The following is a 22,819-nucleotide window of genomic DNA, read 5'->3' as shown; positions in this document are numbered from 1 at the left end:
CCATGACCGGGCACCGGCGGCTCACCAGGCCCGACATGACCGTCCGGCCGGCGTGGTCACCACTCCTCTCTTTCCCCCCTTACGCACATGCATCCGCACACCCGGACGCAAATGCAGCCGCATCCGCACCGCACGCCCCTTCCGTACCCGCCCCGCGACCGTCGAGGATCAGCCGCGCCGGACGGGCCCGTTTCCGGCCATCCCCGGCCACCGCTCCGTGGGAGGATCGGAGCAGGCGTACGCCGCCGTCGGTACGCCGCCCAGGGAGCCGGCGCACGCGTGCGCCGCTCAGGGAAAGGAGCCTCCCGTGCCCGCACCCGAGCCCCCCGCCCAGGAACCGGCCGGCCTCACCCCGCTGCCGGACGACTGGGAGCGTGCCCTGGCGGTCGTCGCCCACCCGGACGACCTCGAATACGGCGCGGCCGCCGCCGTCGCCGAATGGACCGACGCGGGCCGCGAGGTCACGTACCTGCTGGTCACCCATGGCGAGGCGGGTATCGACGGGCTCGGCCCCGACGAGTGCGCGGTGGTCCGTGAGTCCGAGCAGCGGGCGAGCGCGGCGGCGGTCGGCGTGCAGAACGTGGAGTTCCTGCGCCATCCGGACGGCGTCGTCGAGGGCGGGCTGCCGCTCCGCCGCGACCTGGCCGCCGCGGTCCGCCGGCACCGCCCGGAACTGCTCCTCACCATCAACCACCACGACACCTGGGGCGGCGTGCACTGGAACACGCCCGACCACCGGGTGGTCGGGCGTGCCGTCCTGGACGCGGCGGGCGACGCGGGCAACCGCTGGATCTTCCCCGAGCTGTACGAGGAGTACGGACTCGCGCCCTGGAACGGCGTACGCCGGGTGGCGGTCGCCGGCTCGCCGCACCCCACGCACGCCGTCGAGGTCGGCCCCGGCATCGAGCGGGCCATCGCCTCGCTCGCCGAGCACCGCTCCTACATCGAGGGCCTCAACGGCGGGGCGCAGGACCCGGAGGCCTACGCCCGCGGGTTCATCGAGCAGATGCTCCAGATGGCGGGCGACCGCCACCGCGGCCGCCCGGCCGTCACCTTCGAGGTCTTCCCCCGCTGAGCACAGCGGCACCCCCGCCGCTCACCGGGACCGCGGATGGGCCCGCAGCGCCGCGGCCAGCCACCGGACCGCCGGGGCCGTGGCGGCCGGTGCGGGCTGCCCGTTGATCACCGCGAGCAGCTGCCAGTACCGCTCGTACTCCGCGACGTGCGAGGACTCCAGGCGCGCCAGCAGCCAGGCACGGAACTCCGGCCCGTCGCTCCGCCCGGCCAGTCCGGCGTACGCGGCCACGAGCTCGTCGGCCACCGGACCGGCCGCCGCCGACTCCGGCTCGATGCCGGCCGCGCGGGCCCGGGCGGTCCGCTCCTGGAGCAGCGCGGCCGTCTCCCGGGCCGCCGCCGGATCCGGTTCCCCGCCTTCCGTACGGACCCGTGCCTGGTCGGCGGCGGCCGCGCGGAGGCCGGCCCGGAACTCCGCGTCCTGCACCAGCTCCGCCAGTTCGGTCCAGGCCTCGATCTGCTCCGGGGACGCGTCGTCCGGCAGGTCCGGTACGGCGTCGCGCATCATCTCCGGGAACTCGGGGCCGACGTCGAGCCCTCCGAAGACGCTCTCGACGAACTCCTCGATCAGATTGCGGCGTTCCTGTCCGGACAGGTGGGCGAGCTTGTGCATGAGTTCCATCTCCTGAGGTGTGGACCCGCGTCCGGCCACCGCGCGCAGTACGGACCGGCGCAGCCGCAGGGTGCGGATCTGCACGTCCAGGGCCTCGGCGTGCGCCGCGGCGACCTCCGGGACGGTGATCTCGCGCGCCAGCACCCGCTGGACGGTGGCGAGGTCGATCCCCAGGTCGCGCAGCGTCCGCACGAGGCCGAGCCGGGCCAGTGCGTCGGGGCCGTAGAGCCGGTAGCCGGCGGGGGTGCGGTCGGTCGGCGGCACCACTCCGGCATCGGACCAGAACCGGATGGTCTTCACGCTCAGACCGGTCAGCCGGGACAGCTCACCGATGCTCCGGAGGGCGTCGTCGTTCATGTCCACCACCTTGGAGTCTCCCGTCGCTGGAGACTCAAGGCCGAGATGACGCGGCTTCCCGCGCCGCCTCCCGTACGCGTGCCGCCGTGCGTTCCGCCTCCCGTACGACCGCGTCCGTGTCGACGCCGATCAGCCCCGCGCGCCGTGCGCGCCAACTGACACCCCGTCGTCAGGCATGCGGCGAGCCGTTCCGCAGCAGCCCCCGCACCCTCGCGAGCGACCTGCGCGACTCGGGCGTCCACACCGCGCTCACGTACACGTGCTCGCCCTCCGGCTCGAACGTGAACGTGCCCCCGTTGCCGGCCGCCGCCAGCCGTTCGGCCAGCAGCCGCGCGTCGGCGGCGAAGAGGTCCCGGCCGCCCTGGAAGACGTGCACCGGCGGCAGCCCGGTCACCTCCGCGAACTGCGGGCTGAGCAACGGGTCGCGCGGATCGGCACCGTTCGCCCACAGCCGCCCCGCCTCGATCAGGTCGCCGGTACGGAGCAACGGGTCGAGCGGTTCCAGCGCCGGCAGCGCGGGGTGCGACATGGTGAGGTCCAGCCAAGGCGAGAACAGCAGGATCCGGCGGGGCGGGGCGACCCCCGCGTCCCGGTACGCGACGGCCTGGCCGAGGGCGAGCCCGCCGCCGGCCGAGTCGCCGCCGAGCGTGACGTTCCCGGACCCCGCCTCGGCGCACAGGTCCGCGTAGACCCTGCGCAGCAGGGCGTACGCCGCATCCGCGTCTCCTTCGGGCGCGAGCCGGTAGAGCGGGACGGTGAGGGTGACGCCGGTGTCCTTGGCGGCGTGCTGGAGGAGCCACCAGTGCGGCTCCTGCAGCGGGAAGGCGTAGGCGCCGCCGTGCGTGTAGAGCAGGTGGCGGCCGGTGGCACCGCGGCGCGGGGTGAGCCGCAGGACCGGGCGGCCCGCCACCACCGAGCGGGTGAGCTCGTAGCGGGCGCGCAGCGGGGCGGGGACCGGTGCGGCCTCCGGGGCCGGTGCCTGCGTCCCCGCCATGCCTCACGTCACCCCTTCACAGCGCCGCTTCCCCTCGCCGGGCTTCTTCCGGCGTCCCCGCCGCGGACGTGCCCCCGGTGCCGGTCCCCTCGGCATCCTTCGCCGGGCCCGCCGCGCTGTCCAGGAACCCGGCCACCAGCTCGGTGAATTCAGCCGCTCGTTCGATCTGGGGCATGTGCCCCGTGGCCGGGAAAAGATGACTGCCGGCGTGCGGCAGGGCGGCGACCGCGGCGTGGAAGTGCTTCACCGGCAGCACCGCGTCCGCTTCGCCCCAGACGACGAGCGTGGGCACCCGGGCCGCCGCCGTCCGCGCGAGGAGGGCGCGGCGCCAGCCGGGGTACGACCCGAGGACCGGCACGCCCAGGCTGAGCAGGGTGGCGGTGAAGGTGCCCCGGAAGTCGGGCTGCCGGCCGACCTCTCCCGCATGCCGGATCATCTCCTCGGTGGCGTGCCGCGGATCGTGGAACAGGTCCCGGTTGACCTGGATACCGGCGTCCCTGGCACGTGCCCGGAACCGCTTCCCGACGCCCGGCAGCGCCGCCAGCACCGCGTACCCCATCGGGCGCAGCGAGAGGTTGGCCTCGCGCCCGAAGCCGGCGCTGCCGGCGAGGACCAGGGAGGCCACCCGGCGCGGGTGCTCAGCGGCGACGGTCATGGCGACCGCGCCGCCGAGCGAGTTGCCCATGAGGTGCACGGGCCGCCGCTCCCCCAGCGTGTCCAGCACGCCCACCACGGCCCGCGCGAACGCGGCGAGCCCGGCGCGGCCCGGCATCCGCCGGGTCAGCCCGAAGCCGGGCAGGTCGGTGCTGATGACCCGGTACCCGCGCGCCGCGAGCAGGTCGTGGGTGAGCTGCCAGTCCTCCAGGCTGCGGGCGATGCCGTGCAGCAGCACGACCGGCGGGCCGCCCGCTTCGCCACTGACCCGTACGCGTACGGGGTGCCCTCCGACGTCCACGTACGTCGCGTCGACGGCGCTCACTTGGCGGCCTCGGCCCGCGTGTGCGCCTGGGACCGGCCCGGCGCGTGCCCCGGCGCGCGGCCTGCCGCCTGCTGCCCTCGGCGCACCGCCGCGCGGGGTGTGGGCTTCAGCGTGCGCCGGAGGTTGGTACGCATCGTCGTGGCGGCGTCCAGCACGTAGTTCTGGCGTACCTTCCACGGCCCGCGGTCGCCCTGGCGCGGGAAGGCGTCGATGGAGCGCTTGACGTACCCGGCGGCGAGGTCGAGCAGCGGGCGTTCGGCGAGCGGGCGCCCGGGCTCCGGCACCACCGCCGCGTAATCGTTCCGGTCCATGAAGTTCAGCACCTTGCACACCAGCCGCGAGGTGAGGTCCGCACGGAGCGTCCAGGAGGCGTTGGTGTAACCGATGCACACGGCGAAGTTGGGCACGCCGGTCATCATCGCGCCGCGCCACACGAACTGCCGCGACAGCTCGACCGGCCGCCCGTCGACCCGCGGCGCGATCCCCCCGAAGGCGAGCAGCTGGAGCCCGGTGGCCGTGACGACCACGTCCGCCGCCAGCACCTTCCCCGACCTCAGCCGGACGCCCTCGGGCACGAAGCTGTCGATGTGGTCGGTGACGACCTCGGCCCGGCCCTGCCGCAGCACCTTGAACAGGTCGGCGTCCGGTACGGCGCACAGCCGCTGGTCCCAGGGGTCGTACGGCGGCGTGAAGTGGTCGCGTACCGCCTGCTCGTCCTTCAGTACGCGGGTGTTCAGGCGGGTCAGCAGCTTCCGTGCGGCCTGCGGCCGGCGCCGGCAGAACTGGTAGAAGCCGATGCCGAAAAGGATGTTCTTGGTGCGGACGGCACGGTGGGCCACGCCCGCGGGCAGGGCGCTGCGCACCTTGTCGGCGATCCGGTCCCGGCCCGGTACCGCGCTGATCCAGGTCGGTGTGCGCTGGAGCATCGTCACGTGCGCCGCCTGCCGGGCCATCGCGGGCACGAGGGTGACGGCGGTGGCCCCGCTGCCGATGACCACGACGCGCTTGCCCGTGTAGTCCAGGTCCTCGGGCCAGAACTGCGGATGCACGACCGTCCCGGTGTAGCTCCCGATCCCGGGGAAGTCCGGCGCGTGCCCGCGCTCGTAGTCGTAGTACCCCGCGCAGGAGTACAGGAAGTCGCAGGTGACGGTGGACCGCACCGGCTCGCCGGCCGCTTCCGGGCGCTCCACGGTCAGCGTCCACCGCGCGTGCTCGGTCGACCAGTCGGCGCCGACCACCTTCGTGCGGTAGTGGATGTGCCGGTCGATGCCGAACTCGGCGGCCGTCTCCTTGATGTACCGCAGGATCGAGGCGCCGTCGGCGATCGACTTGTCTCCCCGCCACGGCCGGAAGGGGTAGCCGAGGGTGAACATGTCCGAGTCCGAGCGGATGCCTGGGTACCGGAAGAGGTCCCAGGTACCGCCCATGGACTCGCGGGCCTCCAGGAGCGCGTACGACCGGCCGGGGCACTCGGTCCGCAGCCGGTAGGCCGCGCCGACGCCGGACAGTCCGGCGCCGACGATCACGACGTCGAGGTGCTCGGGGAGCGGGTGCCCGTCAGCCGGGCGCTCAGCGGCCGGGCGCGGCGCCGCGGGGCGCTCGGGGACCGGCTGCGAGCCGGCGGAAGTCGTCATGGTCCCAGTCTGCGGAACGGCACGGGAGGCGTTCTTGACTTCACACGACACGTATTTGACCCTGGACGACATGCCAGCGATCAGCATGTCAGCGATCGGACCCGCGCGTCCGTGACCGGGCCGCCATGTCGGTGATCAGATCGGCCGGGCTGCGCGGCTTCCGCGCCACCGTCGCCGAGCTGGGCGGCGACGCCGAGGAGTACGCCAGGGCCGCCGGCCTGCCCGTCGCGGCGCTCGACACCGACGACCTCCTGGTCGACGACCTCGCCATGACCAGGGTCCTGGAGCTCGCCGCCACCGCGCTGGACCGCCCCGACCTCGGCCTGCGCGTCGCGACCCGCCAGGACTTCGGCATGCTCGGCGCGCTCGCCCTGGCCATCCAGAACTCCCCCACGGTCGCCGACGCCCTCGAATGCACCTCGCGCTACCTCTTCGTGCACGCGCAGGCCCTCAGCCTCACCCTCGAACCCGACCCGTACGGCGCCCCCGGCATCGCCGCCCTGCGCTACGGCCCGCACCCCGGCCTGCCGGCCCCCGTCCAGGGCACCGACCTCGGCCTCGGCTTCCTGCACCGTGCGATCCAGTTCCTCGTCGACGGCCCCTACGGCCTGCGCACCGTCGAACTCCCGTACCGCCCGGCCGCCCCGCTCTCCGCGTACGAGGAGTTCTTCGGCGTCCCCGTACGCGTGGCACGCCCCGCCGCCCTGCTCCGCGTACCGAAGAGCCTCGGCGGCCGGCCCCTCGCGGGCGGTGACGAACACCTGCGCCAGCTCGCCCTGGCCTTCCTCGCCGAACAGGCACCGGACGACCGCGCCAGCCTCGTCCCCCGGGTACGCGGCGCGGTCCAGCAGTCCCTGGGCACGGCCCCGCCCGGCATCGGCGCGGTCGCCCGGCTGCTCAGCGTCCACCCGCGCACCCTCCAGCGGCGGCTCCGCGAGGAAGGCACGACGTACGCCGCGCTCCTCGACGACGTACGCCGCCAGGCCGCCCGCCACTACCTCACCGGCACCGCCCTCCCCATGACCCAGATCGCCGCCCTCCTCGGCCTCTCCGAACAGTCCGCCCTGAGCCGCTGCTGCCGCCGCTGGTGGGGGCTGCCGCCCACAGCGGTGCGCCGTGGAGGCGCGGCCTCCGATGTCGCACAGGGATGAGCCTCTGTCGCACAAGGTCAAGTGCGGAGCGTCCGTCCCGGGCAGACTGGTACGCCCCGACAGCCGACCGTCCCGTCCCGCACACCCTCTGGAGGACCCCATGCCCGCTGCCCTCGCGCCGTACCGGTTCGCCGGTGGTACCGCCGTCCTGACCGGCGCGGCCGACGGCATGGGCGAGCAGCTGGCCTACGGTCTCGCCGCGCGCGGCAGCGGCCTGGTCCTCGTCGACCGCGACGCCGACCGGCTGGCAGCCGTCGCCGACCGGATACGCGAGGACCGCCCGGCCCTCACCGTCGGCACCTACGTCGCCGACCTCTCGGACACCGCCGGCCTGGACGCCCTCGTCACCCGCATCACCGAGGCGCACCCCCGCATCACCCTCCTCGTCAACAACGCGGGAGTGGCGCTCGGCGGCCGGTTCGAGCAGGTGTCGGCCGAGGAGTTCGACTGGGTGATGGCCGTCAACTTCCATGCACCCGTGGCCCTCACCCGCCTCTTCCTCCCGCACCTCCGGCGCTCCCCCGGCAGCCACGTCGTCAACGTCTCCAGCCTGTTCGGGCTGATCGCACCGCCCGGCCAGACCGCGTACTCCGCCAGCAAGTTCGCCCTGCGCGGCTTCAGCGAATCGCTCCGCCACGAACTCGCCGACCGGGCCACCGGGGTCACCACCGTCCACCCCGGCGGCATCCGCACCCGCATCGCCGAGAACGCCCGGGTGGCCGCCGGGGCGACCGAAGCCGAGGTCCGCGCGGGCAAGGAGAGCTTCGCGAAGCTGCTGACCTACCCCGCCGACAAGGCCGCCGAACAGATCCTGGCCGGCATCCGCACCCGCCGCCCCCGCGTCCTCATCGCCCCCTCCGCCGTGGTCCCCGACCTCCTGGCCCGCCTCTTCCCCGCCTCGTACATGACGGTCATGAACCGCCTCCGCCCGTCAGCAGGCCGCAAGGTCTCCCGCTAGCGCCCCACCACCAAGCCCCGCCCCTCCCTCACCAACTCCCCTTACCCTCCCTACTTCTCCGAGCACTGCTCCGCGTACTTCTCCGCATACTTCCGCGCGATGGCCAGCTGCTCCCGCTCCATCCACTCCGCGGCGGCCAGCACATCCGGCAACGACGCGCGCTCGGTCGTCACGGCACGGAACAACCGTCCGACGGTCACGTCGTGGTCAGGCCGGTCGACCACCTCGACCGGGTCCCCGGCACGCAGCTCACCGGGCTGTACGACCCGCAGCATCACCCCCGGTGAGCCCGCCAGCGTGAACCGCCGCAGCCAGCCCTTCTCGGCGAGCCGGCCCGCGAACGTACGGCACGGGATGCGCCCGCCCGACACCTCCAGCACGACCTCGTCCCCGACCCGCCACCGCTCACCCACGAGCGCCTCCCGCAGGTCCATCCCGAGGGTGGTGAGGTTCTCCCCGAACGCGCCGTCGGCGAAGGACCGCCCCAGCTCCCGCTCCCACCCGTCCAGTTCCTCCCGGGCGAACGCGTAGACGGCCCGGTCGTCGCCCCCGTGGTACCGCAGATCGCAGACCGCGTCCCCGGCCACCCCACTGGCCCCCACCCCGGCCGGCCCGGGCGCCGCCACCCGCACGGCCCCGCTCACCGGCCGCTTGTCGATACCGGTCGTTCCGGACGGCGCATCGGTGTACTCGACCGCCTTCGCCACCCCGACATTCACACTGAGGATCTCCATACCCCGAACCTATGCCGCCCGCGGAAGCGCTGGACGCCTGCTCACCCTGCGTGGGCCGAGTCCCTCTTCACCAGCGTTCCCGAGTTGTTGATCAGGAGGGTGGGGGTGTACTCCTCGTAGAAACGGAGCTGGCCGATGACTCCCTCGGTGCCGGAGTGGTGGGCAAGGCGCTCCGCGAGCTCTTCGAGTTCGGGGAGGACCTCGGCGTGTATTTCCTGGCGCGCTGTCAGGGACCATCCGCCGACCGTCCGCAGCAGCTCTCCGACCAGGACGCCACCGATGCGTACCGCCGGGCCGCGTGCCGTCAGCAACGGGAACGCGCCGTCCGCTTCGGCGCTCTCGATGCCGAGGTGCCACCTCAGGTCGGCGAGCACGGCGTCCGGTACGGACTCCCGGAGGTTCAGTGCGAGGTCCACGGCGTACAGATCACTCATGGCCTCAGCCTAGATATCGCCACGACTCGCCTTGACTCCGCTTGAACTCGGCATGAGAGGACATTCACATTCCGTTTGCGGTCGCTTCAGCGTCTCGCCCCGGCGGGCACACGCGAGGGAATGCCTTACTCCGGATATGTCCTCATTGGTGACTTACCGGCCCCGATGGACCATGTCACAGGCGGGTCACAAGGCCCCTCCCCCTCAATTGCACCGCCCACCCCCGCTTGATAGATATGACTCCACTTAGCAGCCGTCCAGCCCGGCAGGGGGAGCCAGCCAGATGAAGTTCGATATGGGGTCGCAGGTTCTGTCGAACCTGCAGTCGAAGTCGCGCGGGTCGAGCGAGGACCTGGGCGGACTCATCCGCCAGCTGGTGGACGCGGCGGCACCGTTGGAGGGCAAGTTCAACGGTTCGGGCAAGGCGGCCTTCGACCAGTTCAAGGCGCGTTCGGACGAGATCGCTTCGTCGCTGCAGAGCTCGCTGTCCGCGATCCTGGGCGGTCAGTCCGGCATGGAGTCGGCGTTCAGCTCCGGTGACCAGGAGCACGGCGACAACGCGCGGCAGCAGATGTCCGCGGCCAACTTCGACGCGGCCCGTTTCGGCAGCCGCTGAGCCTCCGGGCAGTCCGGCCCGCTCTCACCACCGAGACGGGCCGTTGATCCTTCGACGGTGCCCGGTGGCCGGGCCGTCGAGCTGACGAAACTTCACGGGGAGTGAGCGTTCATGGGTGCGGGTCAGGATCGTCGTTCGTACGACACGGGTGCGTCGGCGGATGCGCAGGGGAACATCCAGACGGTGATCGCGCGGCTGGAGCAGGTGATCACGGCGCGGGACGGTCAGGTGAAGGCGGCGATGGCGGACTTCACCGCCGATGGCGTGGCGGATGAGTACCACGGCAAGGAGATGCGCTGGAACCGGGCCTCGCAGGAGGTCAAGAACATCATCCAGCTGCTGAGGACGACGCTGGAGAAGAACGACGGGACGGCGCAGCACACGCTGTCCAAGGCGAAGGCCGCGGTGGACAACATCGGCTGACCTTTTTCGGTGGGTGTGGCTGGTTACGGGGAGCAGGGGTAGCGCATGGCCGGCTGGGATCTGGATCCGCAGGGCATTTCGGGTGTGCTGAAGACGACCGGCGAGGTGGCCGGGCGGATCGAGAGGCATACCAAGGCGTACGGGGAGCATCTGCAGTCCGCGGCGGCCCATGCGGGCACCATCGCCGCCGAGGGCGAGGGCCACGGCGGCGGGGGCAAGGGGGAGAAGCCGGCCGGGGGGCTGGTGGCGCTGGCGCTGTCGCAGTTCTCCGAGCACACCCTGAACGATCTGAAGTTCATCGCGATGCGGGCGGGCAAGTCCCTCAACGGCGCGGTGGATGCCACCACCGCCTATACCGACGGGGATCTGGAGATGGCCGCGGAGGCGCAGCGCAAGGCGCTGGGCGCGGTGGATGTGGATCCGACGAAGCCGGGGGCCCAGGAGCGGTGAAGATCGACCTGAAGCCCGAGCAGATTCCGCAGTACACCGGCAACCTGCCGGAGCTGGAGAAGGACCATGCGGCGCTGAAGGCGGACGCCGGGCGCATCCGCACCACCGGTGCGGAGGTCCACTCCCGCTTCCAGGGCCTGTCGGCGTACTACAAGGCGCCCGAGGCCGAGCAGCTGTTCGCCTCCACCAAGCCGGTGCAGACCCGGGCGGATGAGTTCGCCGACGGCCTGGAGACGGTGGCCTCGGCCCTGTCGGCCTATGCCGAGGAGATCCGCCCCCTGGTGCCGAAGCTGCAAGCGCTCAAGCGCGAGGCCGAGGCCTTCATCCGGGACCACAAGGACGATGAGGACGGCGACTACGACGAGGATCTGATCGCCGAGCACAACCGGATCCGCGACGACATCACCGCCACCGTGGCGGCGTTCTGGGCGGCCGAGCGGACCTGCCACAACAAGATCGTGGCGTTGTGGAACGGCCCGAAGATGGTGGCGGGGGACGGTTCGGAGAAGAAGAACCAGTACGGCTTCTCCGCCGAGGACATGAAGAACGCCAAGCTCCCCTGGGGCAATCCGGTGGAGGAGAAGCACCACTGGTACGAGGTCGGCCACTGGGTGAAGTCCTTTGTGTGGGACGGCCTGATCGTGGACGGGATCTGGGGCACCATCAAGGGGTTGGGCACCCTGGTGGGCTTCGGCGGCTGGGATGCCATGGGCCAGGCCTGGAAGGGCCTGGCGCAGCTGGCCACCGGGCTGGCCATCTCCTCCATCCCCGGGGTGGGCACCGCGTTCTGGGCGCTGCCGGATGACAAGATGCCGAGCTGGCTGCGGGATTCGCGCACCGCGATGAAGGAGACCGGCAAGGCCCTGGTGGCCTGGGACGAGTGGGGCAAGAACCCCGGCCGGGCGGCGGGGGCGGTGACCTTCAACGTGGTCACCACCGTCTTCACCGGCGGCGCCGGCGGCGCGGCCGCCGGGGCGGGCAAGGCCGGAGCGGTGGCCAAGGCCCTCTCCGTGGCCGGCAAGGCCGGCAAGGTCATCGACCCCATGACGTATGTCGCCAAGGGCGCGGGCGCAGGCCTGTCGAAGATCGGCGACATCGCCAAGAGCATCAAGGGCATCGGCAAGGTTGACGTACCGACGCTGCCCGACGGCTCACTGGACCTGCCCGACACGCACCTCCCGCAGACCGGTGCCGCTTCCGTCGGCACGAACGGCATCCCCCACGCGACCCCGGCCCCGCACGCGACGGTTCCCGGTACGGGCCTGCCGGAGTCCTGGACGATCAACCAGCCGTCGACGGCGGGCGCACCCACGGGAGGCGGCTTCCCCGGCGCGCCGCACGCGAACGACGCGGTACCGATGGGCGGGCACGGCGACACCCCGGTCAACGCGGGCAGCCACACGCCGACGGGGTCGTACGGCCCCCCGTCGACCGGTTCCTACGGGCCGCCGTCCAACGGCTCCTTCGGCCCGCAGGGCAACTCCTTCGGCCCGCACGGTGGCTCCTACAGCCCCAGCCCCAGCCCCCATGGCGGCTCCTTCGGCCCCACGGGCGGCTCGTTCGACCAGGTACCGGGCAACGGCAACTCGGGCAACCACCTGCCGGGCAGCCACGCCAACCCCGGCGGCCACGTACCGACCGGCGGTCACGCGCCGTACGGCGGTCACGCACCGTACGGCGGCGCCCCTGGCCACGTACCGGCCGACGGCCATGTGCCGGCCGGTGGCGCTCCCGGACACGTGCCGACCGGCAGTGCCGCGCACACACCGGGCTCGTTCGGCCCCGCCCCCGCGTCCTTCGACAACGCAGCGGGCGGCAACGCGGGCCACGTGCCTTCCGGCGGCCAGCACGTTCCCGGCGCCGGCGGTCACCCCGGCAGCTCGGCCCCCTGGTACCACCAGTCCACGCCGACCGCTCCCGCGGGCCACGTCCCCGGCGCTCCGGCGGGCCACTTCCCGGGCACCCCGGCCGGCCACGTCCCGGGCAACGTGGGCAGCCACGTCCCGGGCCAGCCCGGCCCGCACATGCCCACCACCCCGCACGGCCACGGGCACGACCTGCCGCCGACCGGCCCCCATGGCCCCGGCCACGACGTACCGGGCACCGGCAACCCGCACGCACCCGACGCCCCCCACGGCCCGGGCCACGACGGCCCCGGCTCGCACGGGCACGACGGCGCACACGGGCACGACGGCTCGCACGGCGCCGGTCACGCGGACGACGCGGCCCACGCGGGCGACGACGCCGCGCATGCCGGTGACCACCCGGACCTCGGGGACGGCGGCGCGCACCACGGCGCCGATGCCCCGGCCGCCCCGGGTCACGGCGGCACGGACGTACCGGGCGGCGGCGCCAACGAGCCGTTCGAGTACAAGCCGCACATGTCGTCGGACGACTTCGACAACCTGCCCACCGCCGCAGAGAAGCACGCGGTGGCCATGGAAGAACTGGCGCGCGGCACGAACCCCGCGCCCAGCGCCAGCAACGCCGCGGGGCTGAAGTACGGCAACGCGTACTGGAACGACTTCCTGGACAGCCTGTCCCCCGAGTCGCGGCAGGCGCTGAAGACCTACAGCGGCAACGAGTACGACCTGATCAACAGCCACCTGCGCTTCGGCGACAAGCTGGACGACTCGCTCAAGCAGACCATCGAGGAGATGGACAAGGTCATGGGCGCCCGCCCTGTCCCCGAAGACGTCATGATCGTGCGTGGCACCGGGGTCGACCACATCAAGATCGACGGCCGCCCGCTGAAGTCACCGGCGGAAATGGAGGGCGGTGTGTTCGACGACAAGGCCTTCACCTCGACGGCACTCGGCAAGACGCCGCCGCCCCCGTTCGACCAGAAGCCTGTGCACATGCACCTGCGGGTGCCGAAGGACACTCCCGCACTGTGGATCGATCACCTCTCGAAGTATCCCGGAGAGCGCGAGCTGCTGCTCGCCAAGGGCTCCGAGTACAAGGTGACGCGTGTCTTCATGGACGAGACGGACGGCAAGTGGCACGTGTACGGGGAGGTTCTGCCGAGGCCGCACCCATAGCCTTCGACGCAGAACAGCCCGATCCAAAGGAATGTGGACGCCATGAGCAGTGAACGACCGATCAACCCGCGCTTCGACGAGGACGTGCACTTCAACCTCTCGACGGGGCCGGCGCGCTACCAGGCCTACACCGACAAGCCGGTGCAGTACTTCACCGTCGTCGACAAGGAGGACGGCTCCGTCCTCGGGTACCTGTGGGCCGATGACGAGGGGGCCGCCGCATTCGAGTCGCGGAAGGCCGGCGGGCCCCGCGCGATGAACGAAGCCGGTTTCTGGATTCGCCGGCTGCGCAGTGCGAAGGAGCGCGGTCTGCCGTCGTCCCAGGCTCTCTCCGAGTTGTACGGCGACCCGGAGACCGCGGGCAAGGGCCGCCCCCTCCCGGGCTCCCTCACCGACGCTCCGAACGCCGGGGTGGTCGAGGCACTCGCCGAGGGTGAGTGACTCCGGCCTGACTGACATGTCCGCCCCCGTGCACTACATCGCCATCGCCGCATCCGACGGAGAAGTCGTCGGATACGCCTGGGCCGGCACCGACGACGTCGGATGGATCAGCCGGAAGGCGAGCAGCAGCAGTGCGTACACGGCGGCGACGGAGTGGTACGGCCGGCTCCGCGAGGCCCGTGAACGCGGGCTCGCCCCCTTGGGCGTCCTGGAGTTCCTCGGCCGCGAGCCCGGCGTGGGCCCCGTCATGGCCGCTCCCGATGTGGCCGCGGTCGAGGAGCTCGCGTGTCGCGTCACCCCCGCCGACGACCAGCGCCTGCTCGCCCAGCTCGACCGGGAGAACCCGGAGGCATGGCACGAACTGGCCGATGCCTTCGACGCGCTCACGGACGAGGACCGGGACGTCAAGTGGGGCGGGGGCCAGAAGGGGCCCAGCGGTGCGATCCAGGTTCCGTACCCCCTTTACAGCGAGGGACTGGATCGCGCGATCTTCTCCTTGGCCCGCGTCGGAGCGGTGACACCCGAACACCGGTGGATGGACAACCCCGTGCCCCAGCTGTCGCCGGACGGGCGACTGCGCCCGGCCGACGCCGTGCGGGCAGCGACGGCGATCGTGCGGGGCGAGCGGTTCTGCGACGGCACCATCGCCAACGCAGTGCGCGACGGCCTTCTGGACGCCGTGGCCGAGTCGCTCCGCACCTGGTACGAGCGGGAGACCGCACCCACCGGACGTACGGCCGCCCCGGCCGCGGCCTCAGCAGCAGCAACGAGCCCGGGAACGCAGGACGCCACCTGTCCGGCTTCACATGACACGGAGAACATCATCACCACACCGCCCGCCCAGCCCACGCCTCCGCGGACCGGTCAGCCGCAGCCCACGCCTCCGCACGCCAACCCCTACGCACAGCCGCAGCAGGCCCAGTCGCAGTACGGGTATCCGCAGCAGCCGCAGTACGGGTATCCGCAGCAGCCGCAGTACGGGATGCCGCCCGCGCCCTATGGGATGTCGCCGCAGGGCGGGCAGCCGTACGGTGTGCCGCAGCAAGGGACGGGGCCCTATGGGGGGCAGCCCGGGCAGGAAGCGTGCAGGTTCTGTGGGGGAATGCCTGCCGTGCGCGTGACGTTCCGCGCGCATCAGGGGTTTCTCATTCTGATGCGGTTCCTCAAGTACGACGGGCCGATGTGCGGGAACTGCGGTCTCGCCGTCCATCGCGCGATGACGACGGCCACGCTGTGGCAGGGCTGGTGGAGTCCGTTCTCGCTGTTCATTTTCACGCCGTTCACGCTGATCTGGAATCTCGTGGCGCGCCGCAAGGTCAGCAAGCTGCCGCACCCCGCGCCGGGGCAGCACGGTCAGCGGAAGGACCCGGGCAAGCCGGTGTATCAGCGGCCGCTCGCGTACGTCGCGCTGATTCCCGTGCTGTGGATCTTTTTCATGATCTTCCAGGGGCTCTCGCAGTCCTGACCCTGGCGGTAACCCTGGGGTGTACTGCTCACTCACCCATGCCATATGTTCCAGGGACCACGAACCACGCAACGGACGACTGAGACGACGGACGACAAGACGGATGGCACGGGATTACGACAGCCAGCTGCTGGAGTCGGTGGCGGTACGCCGGCGCCGGCTGCGGGACGCGCTGCTGTTCGGCGCGCAGCGGGCGCGGCGCACGGCGGACGAGCGGCTGGGCAAGGTGTTCGCCGGGATCGCCATCGCCGCCGTGCTGTGCGCGGGGTGCGTCGGTTGGTCCTTCCTCCAGCACACGCTGGCGAAGCAGAAGGCCGAGCAGGAGAAGCAGCAGCGCCAGGAACAGCAGTACCAGCAGCCGGCCCAGTCGGCGAAACCGGAAGAATCCGGGAAGAGTGCGGAGAACGCGGAGGATGCGGAAACTTCTCGGAGTTCCTAGCATTCCGCATTCCCCGGGATTGCGACGGCCCGCAACACACGTGTCCGGAAGGTGAATCCGGCGCCGCGGGTCAGGAATTCCACGCAAAAAGGGAAAGGGCCGGGCACTAGTAACATGAGCACGCCGAACAGGCCCGAGTCCTCAACGCCGCGACGATAGGTTCCCGTAAGTGGTGAGCACAGCAACGACATCCCGGGCGCAACTCAGCCGGGTGACTTTGGTCGGCGAGCGACGCCGGGCCGACATCGTCCTGCCCTCCGACACTCCGATAGGGCAGCTGCTGCCGGACATCCTGCAGCTGCTGGACGACCGGGCGGCGTCGCGGCCGATGACCCGGCAGCTGATCACGTCCGACGGGTCCGCGCTGCCGCACGACAGCACGCTGTCGTCGGCGGAGGTCGCGGACGGCGCCGTGCTCCGGCTCGTCCGGGCCCACTCCGCGCCGCCGGCCCCCGTCGTGCACGACGTCACCGACCTGGTGGCCGACGACCTGGACCTGCAGGCCTGGCGCTGGCGGCCCGCCGCGCGCCGGATCAGCGCGGGCGTGGCGACCGTCGCCTTCGCGCTGACCGCCGCGGTGCTCGCCCGCCGTGAGTTCGCGCTCGACTCCCTCGTGCCCGTGCTCGCCGTGATCACGCTCGTGCTCCTCGCGGCCGGTGCGCTGGTCGCGAAGATCGGTGCAGGCAACCGCGGGCTCGCCACGGCGCTGCTGCTCGCCTCCGGCGGGCTCGGCATCCTCACCGCGTGGACGGCGGCCGATGCGTACGGCTGGTCCGGGACCGCCCGGCTGGCCGCCGTCGCGGGTGCGCTCGTGGTGATGCTCGTACTGCTCGGGTACTTCTCGCCGCTCGGCCGGGGCGGACTCATCGGCGCCGGCGCCACCGCCGGCATCGGCGTGGTGTGGGAGGTCGTCGCCGCGCTCCAGAGTGATCCGGCCCGGCTCGGTGCCGTGCTGGCGGTCTTCTCGGTGATCCTCCTCGGGCTGCTGCCGCGGCTCGCCCTGATGGCGTCCGGCCTCACCGCGCTCGACGACCGCCGCTCCGGCGGCACGTCCGTCAGCCGCCACCAGGTGGGCAACGCGCTCGCGGCCACGCACCGCGGCCTCGCCCTCGCGACGATCGTCACCGCGGCCTCCGCCGCGGCCGGCAGCTGGCTGCTCACCCAGGCGGAGCCGACCGTGTGGACCGTGACGCTGCCGGCGCTCGTGGCTCTCGTACTGCTCTCCAGGGCGCGCGCCTTCCCGCTGGTGGCGGAGGTCGTGGCGCTGTTCGCCGCCGCCGCGGTCCTCGTCGTACGGCTGGTGATGGTGTGGATGGAGCACGCCGGGGGCGCGGGACCGCTCATGGTGCTGGGCGCGGCCGCGGTGCTGCCGCTGCTCGTCCTGGCGGTGCGGCCGCCGGAGCACGTGCAGGTCCGGCTGCGGCGCATCGCCGACCTGGTCGAGTCCATCGGCGTGGTGGGGCTCTTCCCGCTCGCCGTCGGGGCGTTCGGCGTGTACGGACAGCTGCTCGACAAGTTCTGACGCTCCACAGACGCTCAACAGGTTCTGAGAACGACGCGCAGGCGCTCCGGGCGGGGCAGCAGGGCGGAAAAGAAGGGCTGACATGCCGAACGGAGACAACTGGCAGGGCGATGTGCTGCGTGACCTGCGGGGCGGTGCCACGCCGCAGGGCGCGCCGCAGCAGGGTGCCCAAGGCCCGGGCGCACCGCAGCAGGGCACACCGCAGCAGGGTGCCCAGGGCCCCGGCGGGCAGCAGCAAGGCGCCCCCGGCCACGTCGCGCCCCAGCCGCACCAGCAGCCGTACCCGCAGCCGCACCAGCAGCAGACCGGCCACCCGGTCCCGGCCGCGCCGAACCAGCAGTCCCAGCAGCCGTATCAGCAGCCGCAGCAGCCGTACCCGCAGTACGAGCAGATGCCTCAGCACCAGCCGGAGCCCCAGTACCGGCAGCCGGAGCCCCAGCCCCAGCAGGCACCCCAGTACCAGCAGCAGGTGCCGGCCCAGGCCGGCTACGCACCGCCCCGTCCGCACCGCACCCCCGATTCCCGGCCCGTCGTGGACAAGAGCCTGGCCGGCACCGGGCGCAAGCCGCGGCACGGCGAGTCCTTCGCCGCGCGGGCCACCCGCAATCTGCGCCGTACCGTCTCCTCCTCGGCAGCGCGCGAGGTGGCCGACACCACCGCCACCGCCGAGGTGCTCCAGCAGCCGGTGACCACCGGCCGGCAGATCGCCGTCACCTCCATCCGGGGCGGTTCCGGCAAGTCGACCGTCGCCGCGCTGCTCGGCACGGCGTACGCGCACTACCGGCAGGACCCGGTCCTCTTCGTCGAGGCCGACCCGTCGCTCGGCTCGCTGCCGCTGCGGCTCGGCGCGGAGACGCTGCGCTGGACCACCGGTGACCTGGCGGGCATCATCGAGCCGCAGATGTCGCTGCTGGACGTCACCGGCTACCTCGTCCAGCTGCCCAACAACGCCTGGCTGCTGCCCGGCAGCCAGGGGCAGATCGGGGCGATGCTGCCGACCAAGGCGTACGAGCGCGTCATGGTCTCGCTGCGCCGCTACTTCGGCGTGACCGTCGTGGACTGCGAGACGCTGCCCGCCGAGGTCGCCCGCGTCGCCCTCTCCGCCGCGCAGGCCCGTGTCCTCACCGCCCCCGCCACGCTGGAGGGCGTCACGAGCACGTACGCGATCCTCCAGTGGATGCAGGGGCTGCCGCCGCATGTGATCGCCGGCACGGTCGTGGTGCTCAGCGAGCTCGTGCCGCACTCCGGGCTCGCTCTCGACGAGGCGGTCGAGAAGCTGACGTCCACCGGGGCGAGCGTCCAGGTCATGCCGTACGACCGGCACCTCGCGGCCGGCGGCACGATCCGTACCGAACTCCTCGCGCACGCGACCAGGGAAGCCGCCACCCGCCTCGCCGCGGACGCGTTCCGGCTCTCCCAGCAGCGCCACTGATCCCCATGCCGAGCCCGACCGTGAGTGACGGACGCCGATGAGTACCCGACTGATCCACCGCCCGGCCAGGACCGCGCGGCCCCAGGCCGCGGCCGAGGCGCGCACCATCGAGGCCCCGCCCAACCTCCCCGAGGGGAAGTCGGGCAACATCGCGATGTCGCTGCTGCCCGTCGCCGGTGTGCTGTCGTCCGTCGTGATGATGACGGTCGTCCGCAACAGCCAGTTCGCCGGGCTCGGCGCGATCATCGTCGTCGTCACCCTCATCGGCACCCTCGGCCTGGCCTTCTCGCAGCGCGGCAAGGCCCAGCGCACCCGCCGCACCCAGCGCGAGGCGTACCTCTCCTACCTGGAGGACCTGCGCGAGGAGCTGTCCCGTGAGGAGCGCGAGCGGCGCGAGCAGGCCGACGTGCTGAACCCGCCGCCGGACGCGCTGTACGACATAGTGCGCGACCCGGCGCGGCTGTGGGAGCGCCGCCGGATGGACGCGGACTTCCTGCGGGTACGCGTCGGCACCGGTGAGATGCCGGTCCGCGATCTGCAGGTCGCCCAGCAGGGTTCCTCGGTGCTCACCCCGCCCGACCGCTTCATGCTCAACGAGGCGTCGGCGCTGATGGACCGCTTCCGCACCGGTACCGAACTCCCGCTCACCGTCCCGCTCGACCGGGTCGGCAACATCAGCGTCGTCGGTCCGCGCGAGGACTGCCTGCGTGTCGCCCGGGCCCTGCTCGTGCAGACCGCCGCCACCCACGCGCCCGACGACGTGGCGATGGCGCTGGCGGTACCGGGCGACCGGCTCCCCGAGTGGGAGTGGGCCAAGTGGCTGCCGCACCTGCTCGACACCGAGCAGTTCGACGGCCCGGTGGCGGCCCGCCGGATCGCCCCCTCCGCGCCCCAGCTCGCCCGGCAGATCGGCCCCGAGCTGCGCCGCCGCGCCTCGTACGCGGCCGAGGTGCGCCGCGGCCTGTCCGACCGGGACGCGCTGGCCATGAACTCCCGGCTGCTCGTCGTCACCGACGGGCACGGCGAGGACGCCGTCGACCTGCCGCGCCCGGACGACGCGGTCGGCCTGCGCGACATGGGCGTCACCGTCCTGCACCTGCTGGAGCAGCGGGTCCAGGAGCCGGGCCAGGTCAGCGTGCGGATCACCGTCGACGGCGACCAGGTGGTCATCGAGGACCTGCGCGAGCAGCAGCCGATCAGCGCGCACGGCACGGTGGACGAGGTCAGCATCCCGTTCGCCGAGGGCCTGGCGCGGATGCTCGCGCCGCTGCGGCTGTCCGCCGAGTCCCTGGTGGACGCCCCGCTGTCCGGGCCCGTCGACTTCGCCGAGCTGCTCGGCATCGACGACGTGGCGCGGCTGGACCTGTCGCGGCTGTGGGCGCCGCGCGGCGAACGCGCCTTCCTCCGCGTGCCGATCGGCATCAGCGACTCCCGCGAGCCGGTGCTGCTGGACCTCAAGGAGTCCTCCGAGCTGGGCATGGGCCCGCACGGCCTGTGCGTCGGCGCGACCGGTTCCGGCAAGTCGGAGCTGCTGCGCACCCTCGTACTGGCGCTGGTCGCCACCCACCCGCCGGAGGACCTGGCCCTGGTCCTGGTCGACTACAAGGGCGGTGCGACCTTCGCGCCCTTCGCCGACCTGCCGCACGTCGCCGGTGTCATCACCAACCTGGAGAACCAGGCGGGCCTGGTGGAGCGCGTGCACGCCTCGCTCGCCGGTGAGGTCAAGCGCCGCCAGCAGGTGCTCAAGGACGCGGGCAACGTCGCCGACATCGGCGACTACGCGCAGCTGCGCGCCGAGAAGCGGCCGGACCTGGATCCGCTGCCGCACCTCTTCGTCGTCATCGACGAGTTCGGCGAACTGCTCACCGCCAAGCCGGACTTCATCGACCTGTTCCTGTCCATCGGCCGCATCGGCCGGTCCATCGGCGTGCACCTGCTGCTCTCCAGCCAGCGCATCGAGGGCGGCAAGCTCAAGGGCCTGGACACCTACCTCTCGTACCGGCTCGGCCTGCGCACCTTCTCCGCCGACGAGTCCCGTACGGTCCTGGACACCACGGACGCCTTCCACCTGCCGCCGCTGCCCGGCTTCGGCTACCTCAAGGTCGACACCACCCACTACGAGCGGTTCAAGGCGAGCTACGTCTCGGGCGCCTACCGCGGGCCCGTGCAGCGCCACGAGGAGGAGGACACCGGGCCGCTGGCCCTGGAGTACGAGGCGTTCAACACCCTCGCCGAGCCGGAGCACACCGGCGAGCAGGAGCCGACGGTGCGGCGCCGGGAGACCGGGCCGACCGAGATGGGCGTGATGGTCTCCCAGCTGGAGGGTGCCGCGGCGCAGGTACGCCGCATCTGGCTGCCGCCGCTGCCCGCCGCCATGCCGCTGGACAAGGCCGCCGGCCCGGTCGAGGTCGGTGCGCGCGGCATGCAGCTGGCCGCGCGCCGCGGCCCGCTCCAGGTCCCGCTCGGCCTGCTGGACGACCCGACCAAGCAGTGGCAGGGCCAGTACGTCCTGGACCTCACGGTGGCCGGCGGCCATGCCGCGATCATCGGTGGCCCGGCCGCCGGCAAGACCACGCTGCTGCGCACCCTCGCGCTGTCGCTCGCGCTGACCCACACCCCGCAGGAAGTCGGCATCTACGGCCTGGACCTGGTGGGCGGCGGTCTCCAGGCGCTGTCGGACCTGCCGCACGTGGGCGGCGTCGCGGGCCGCGCCGACCGGGAGCGCGCGGGCCGCACCGTCGAAGAGGTACGGAACATGCTCGCGCTCCGCGAGGACCTCTTCCGCGAACACGGCATCGACTCCGTCGGCCAGCTCCGCATGCTGCACGCGGCGGGCCGGCTGCCGCAGCTGGCCTCCGCCGAGATCGTGCTGGTCATCGACGGCTTCGGCGCGCTGCGCGACGACTTCGAGGAGCTGGACGAGGCGGTCGCCGACATCCTCAAGCGGGGCAGCGGCTACGGCATCCACGTCGTGGCGAGCATGCTCCGCTGGAACGACGTACGCATCGCCACCCAGTCGTACTTCGGCACCCGCGTCGAGCTGCGGCTGAACGACCCCAGCGAGTCCAGCATCGACCGCAAGCTCGCCGAGACCCTCTCGCCCGACGAGCCCGGCCGCGTCCTGACCGACGGCAAGCTCTTCGCGCAGATCGCGCTGCCCCGTACGGACGGCCTGTCCGACACCTCGGAGCTGGGCGCGGTCCTGGAGCGCACGGCCCGTACCGTCCGCGCCACCTGGAGCGGCGAAGTGGCCCAGCCCGTGCGGGTCCTGCCGCGCGTCCTGGAGCCGCACCTGCTGCCGGGCCCGGCCGCCGAGCCGCAGCGGGTGCCGATCGGCCTGGACCAGACGGCGCTGGCGCCCGTCATGGTCGACCTCTTCCAGCACGACCAGCACCTGCTGATCCTCGGCGACAGCGAGTGCGGCAAGACCAACCTCCTCAAGACCGTCGCCAACGGCCTCATCGAACGGTACGGCGAGGAGGAGCTGGTCTTCGCGGTCATGGACCCGCGGCGCGGGCTGCGCGGCGCGATCCCCGAGGAGTTCCGCGGCGGCTACGCGTACAACCCCAAGATGTGCGCGGGCCTCGCCCACGGCGTCGCCTCGCAGCTGGAGAAGCGGCTGCCGGGCGACGGCACGGACGTGGCGGACCTGGAGCCGGGCAGCTGGGGCGGCGGCCCGCGGATCGTCGTCCTCGTCGACGACTACGACGTCCTGACCACCGCCGGTCAGGCCCCCCTCGAACCCTTCCTCCCGTACATCCCCTCCGCCGCCGACATCGGCCTCCACTTCGTCCTCACCCGCCGCGTCGCGGGCGCCTCCCGCGGCATGTACGAGCCGCTGATGCTGAGCCTGCGCGAGTCGGGTGCCTCGGCGCTCCTGATGTCGGGCGACCGCAGTGAGGGCCAGCTGTTCCCCGGTACGTACGCCTCGCTGCAGCCGCCGGGGCGTGGCATCTTCATGCAGCGCGGGCGGCCGAACCGGCTGATGCAGACGGTGTTCACGGAGGGGTGACGGACCGGCCGCCCACCGGGCGGGGCCCCGCCACGACCACCACCACGACC

The 22,819-nt window shown here is 72.5% G+C and carries 19 protein-coding genes; 13 read left to right on the top strand and 6 right to left on the bottom strand.

Annotated elements, in window-relative coordinates; genetic code table 11:
- Positions 1-307: 307 nt before the first annotated feature.
- Positions 308-1,075, top strand: a complete 768-nt coding sequence (locus tag AAC944_RS23575; protein ID WP_037772811.1) for a PIG-L deacetylase family protein — start codon at positions 308-310, stop codon at positions 1,073-1,075.
- A gap of 21 nt (positions 1,076-1,096) precedes the next feature.
- Here the strand turns inward: AAC944_RS23575 and AAC944_RS23570 are convergent, their stop codons facing one another.
- The 4 genes from AAC944_RS23570 to AAC944_RS23555 all read right to left on the bottom strand — a co-directional run bounded on the left by AAC944_RS23570 (position 1,097) and on the right by AAC944_RS23555 (position 5,651).
- A complete protein-coding gene (locus AAC944_RS23570) occupies positions 1,097-2,044 on the bottom strand; it encodes a helix-turn-helix domain-containing protein (RefSeq protein ID WP_030619699.1) in 948 nt (315 codons plus the stop codon).
- Between the two features lie 169 nt (positions 2,045-2,213).
- The gene (locus AAC944_RS23565; protein ID WP_051872089.1) at positions 2,214-3,038 is read right to left on the bottom strand and encodes an alpha/beta hydrolase fold domain-containing protein; all 825 of its coding nucleotides are present in this window, start codon (positions 3,036-3,038) and stop codon (positions 2,214-2,216) included.
- Positions 3,039-3,054: 16 nt separating this feature from the next.
- Positions 3,055-4,017, bottom strand: coding sequence for an alpha/beta fold hydrolase (locus AAC944_RS23560; RefSeq protein ID WP_051872091.1), 963 nt, complete (start codon positions 4,015-4,017; stop codon positions 3,055-3,057).
- Positions 4,014-5,651 (bottom strand): flavin-containing monooxygenase, encoded by a 1,638-nt coding sequence (locus AAC944_RS23555; protein WP_078888771.1) that lies wholly within the window; start codon positions 5,649-5,651, stop codon positions 4,014-4,016. The genes AAC944_RS23560 and AAC944_RS23555 overlap by 4 nt, the downstream gene beginning before the upstream one ends.
- Before the next feature lie 125 nt (positions 5,652-5,776).
- Here AAC944_RS23555 and AAC944_RS23550 point away from each other — a divergent pair, with 125 nt between their 5' ends.
- Together AAC944_RS23550 and AAC944_RS23545 are read left to right on the top strand one after the other, a co-directional pair.
- Positions 5,777-6,802 (top strand): AraC family transcriptional regulator, encoded by a 1,026-nt coding sequence (locus AAC944_RS23550; RefSeq protein WP_030619718.1) that lies wholly within the window; start codon positions 5,777-5,779, stop codon positions 6,800-6,802.
- Positions 6,803-6,902: 100 nt separating this feature from the next.
- Positions 6,903-7,760, top strand: coding sequence for an SDR family NAD(P)-dependent oxidoreductase (locus tag AAC944_RS23545; RefSeq protein WP_037772813.1), 858 nt, complete (start codon positions 6,903-6,905; stop codon positions 7,758-7,760).
- Between the two features lie 50 nt (positions 7,761-7,810).
- Here AAC944_RS23545 and AAC944_RS23540 read toward each other — a convergent pair whose 3' ends face one another.
- Positions 7,811-8,494: an MOSC domain-containing protein gene (locus AAC944_RS23540; RefSeq protein ID WP_030619725.1), complete on the bottom strand. Its 684-nt coding sequence runs from the start codon at positions 8,492-8,494 to the stop codon at positions 7,811-7,813.
- Between the two features lie 41 nt (positions 8,495-8,535).
- Positions 8,536-8,928: a hypothetical protein gene (locus tag AAC944_RS23535; RefSeq protein ID WP_030619729.1), complete on the bottom strand. Its 393-nt coding sequence runs from the start codon at positions 8,926-8,928 to the stop codon at positions 8,536-8,538.
- A 283-nt stretch (positions 8,929-9,211) separates the two neighbouring features.
- Between AAC944_RS23535 and AAC944_RS23530 the strand changes: the two genes are divergently transcribed.
- From AAC944_RS23530 to AAC944_RS23485, 10 genes are all read left to right on the top strand, one after another.
- Entirely contained in the window at positions 9,212-9,544 is a 333-nt protein-coding gene (locus AAC944_RS23530; RefSeq protein WP_368396427.1) for a hypothetical protein, read from the top strand.
- 111 nt (positions 9,545-9,655) lie between these two features.
- Positions 9,656-9,967, top strand: a complete 312-nt coding sequence (locus AAC944_RS23525) for a pore-forming ESAT-6 family protein (protein WP_030625554.1) — start codon at positions 9,656-9,658, stop codon at positions 9,965-9,967.
- Positions 9,968-10,012: 45 nt separating this feature from the next.
- The gene (locus tag AAC944_RS23520; RefSeq protein WP_368396426.1) at positions 10,013-10,417 is read left to right on the top strand and encodes a DUF6507 family protein; all 405 of its coding nucleotides are present in this window, start codon (positions 10,013-10,015) and stop codon (positions 10,415-10,417) included.
- The gene (locus tag AAC944_RS23515) at positions 10,414-13,458 is read left to right on the top strand and encodes an ADP-ribosyltransferase (RefSeq protein WP_368396424.1); all 3,045 of its coding nucleotides are present in this window, start codon (positions 10,414-10,416) and stop codon (positions 13,456-13,458) included. Before AAC944_RS23520 ends, AAC944_RS23515 begins: the two co-directional genes overlap by 4 nt.
- A 42-nt stretch (positions 13,459-13,500) precedes the next feature.
- Entirely contained in the window at positions 13,501-13,899 is a 399-nt protein-coding gene (locus tag AAC944_RS23510) for a hypothetical protein (RefSeq protein WP_037773631.1), read from the top strand.
- Positions 13,900-13,915: 16 nt separating this feature from the next.
- A complete protein-coding gene (locus AAC944_RS23505; RefSeq protein WP_368396423.1) occupies positions 13,916-15,364 on the top strand; it encodes a DUF6508 domain-containing protein in 1,449 nt (482 codons plus the stop codon).
- A 103-nt stretch (positions 15,365-15,467) separates the two neighbouring features.
- Positions 15,468-15,803 carry a hypothetical protein gene (locus AAC944_RS23500; RefSeq protein WP_037773633.1) on the top strand — a complete coding sequence of 112 codons (336 nt, stop codon included), beginning with the start codon at positions 15,468-15,470 and terminating at the stop codon, positions 15,801-15,803.
- 169 nt (positions 15,804-15,972) lie between these two features.
- Positions 15,973-17,325 carry a type VII secretion integral membrane protein EccD gene (gene eccD / locus AAC944_RS23495; RefSeq protein WP_030624984.1) on the top strand — a complete coding sequence of 451 codons (1,353 nt, stop codon included), beginning with the start codon at positions 15,973-15,975 and terminating at the stop codon, positions 17,323-17,325.
- A gap of 82 nt (positions 17,326-17,407) precedes the next feature.
- Positions 17,408-18,757, top strand: a complete 1,350-nt coding sequence (locus AAC944_RS23490; protein ID WP_078889002.1) for a nucleotide-binding protein — start codon at positions 17,408-17,410, stop codon at positions 18,755-18,757.
- Positions 18,758-18,794: 37 nt separating this feature from the next.
- The gene (locus tag AAC944_RS23485) at positions 18,795-22,769 is read left to right on the top strand and encodes a type VII secretion protein EccC (RefSeq protein WP_030624990.1); all 3,975 of its coding nucleotides are present in this window, start codon (positions 18,795-18,797) and stop codon (positions 22,767-22,769) included.
- The last annotated feature ends 50 nt before the right edge of the window (positions 22,770-22,819 follow it).

The sequence above is a fragment of the Streptomyces sclerotialus genome (genome assembly GCF_040907265.1).
GTDB lineage: Bacteria > Actinomycetota > Actinomycetes > Streptomycetales > Streptomycetaceae > Streptomyces > Streptomyces sclerotialus.
Note: the sequence above shows the minus strand (reverse complement) of the source record. Positions and strands in the feature narration are given on the sequence as shown.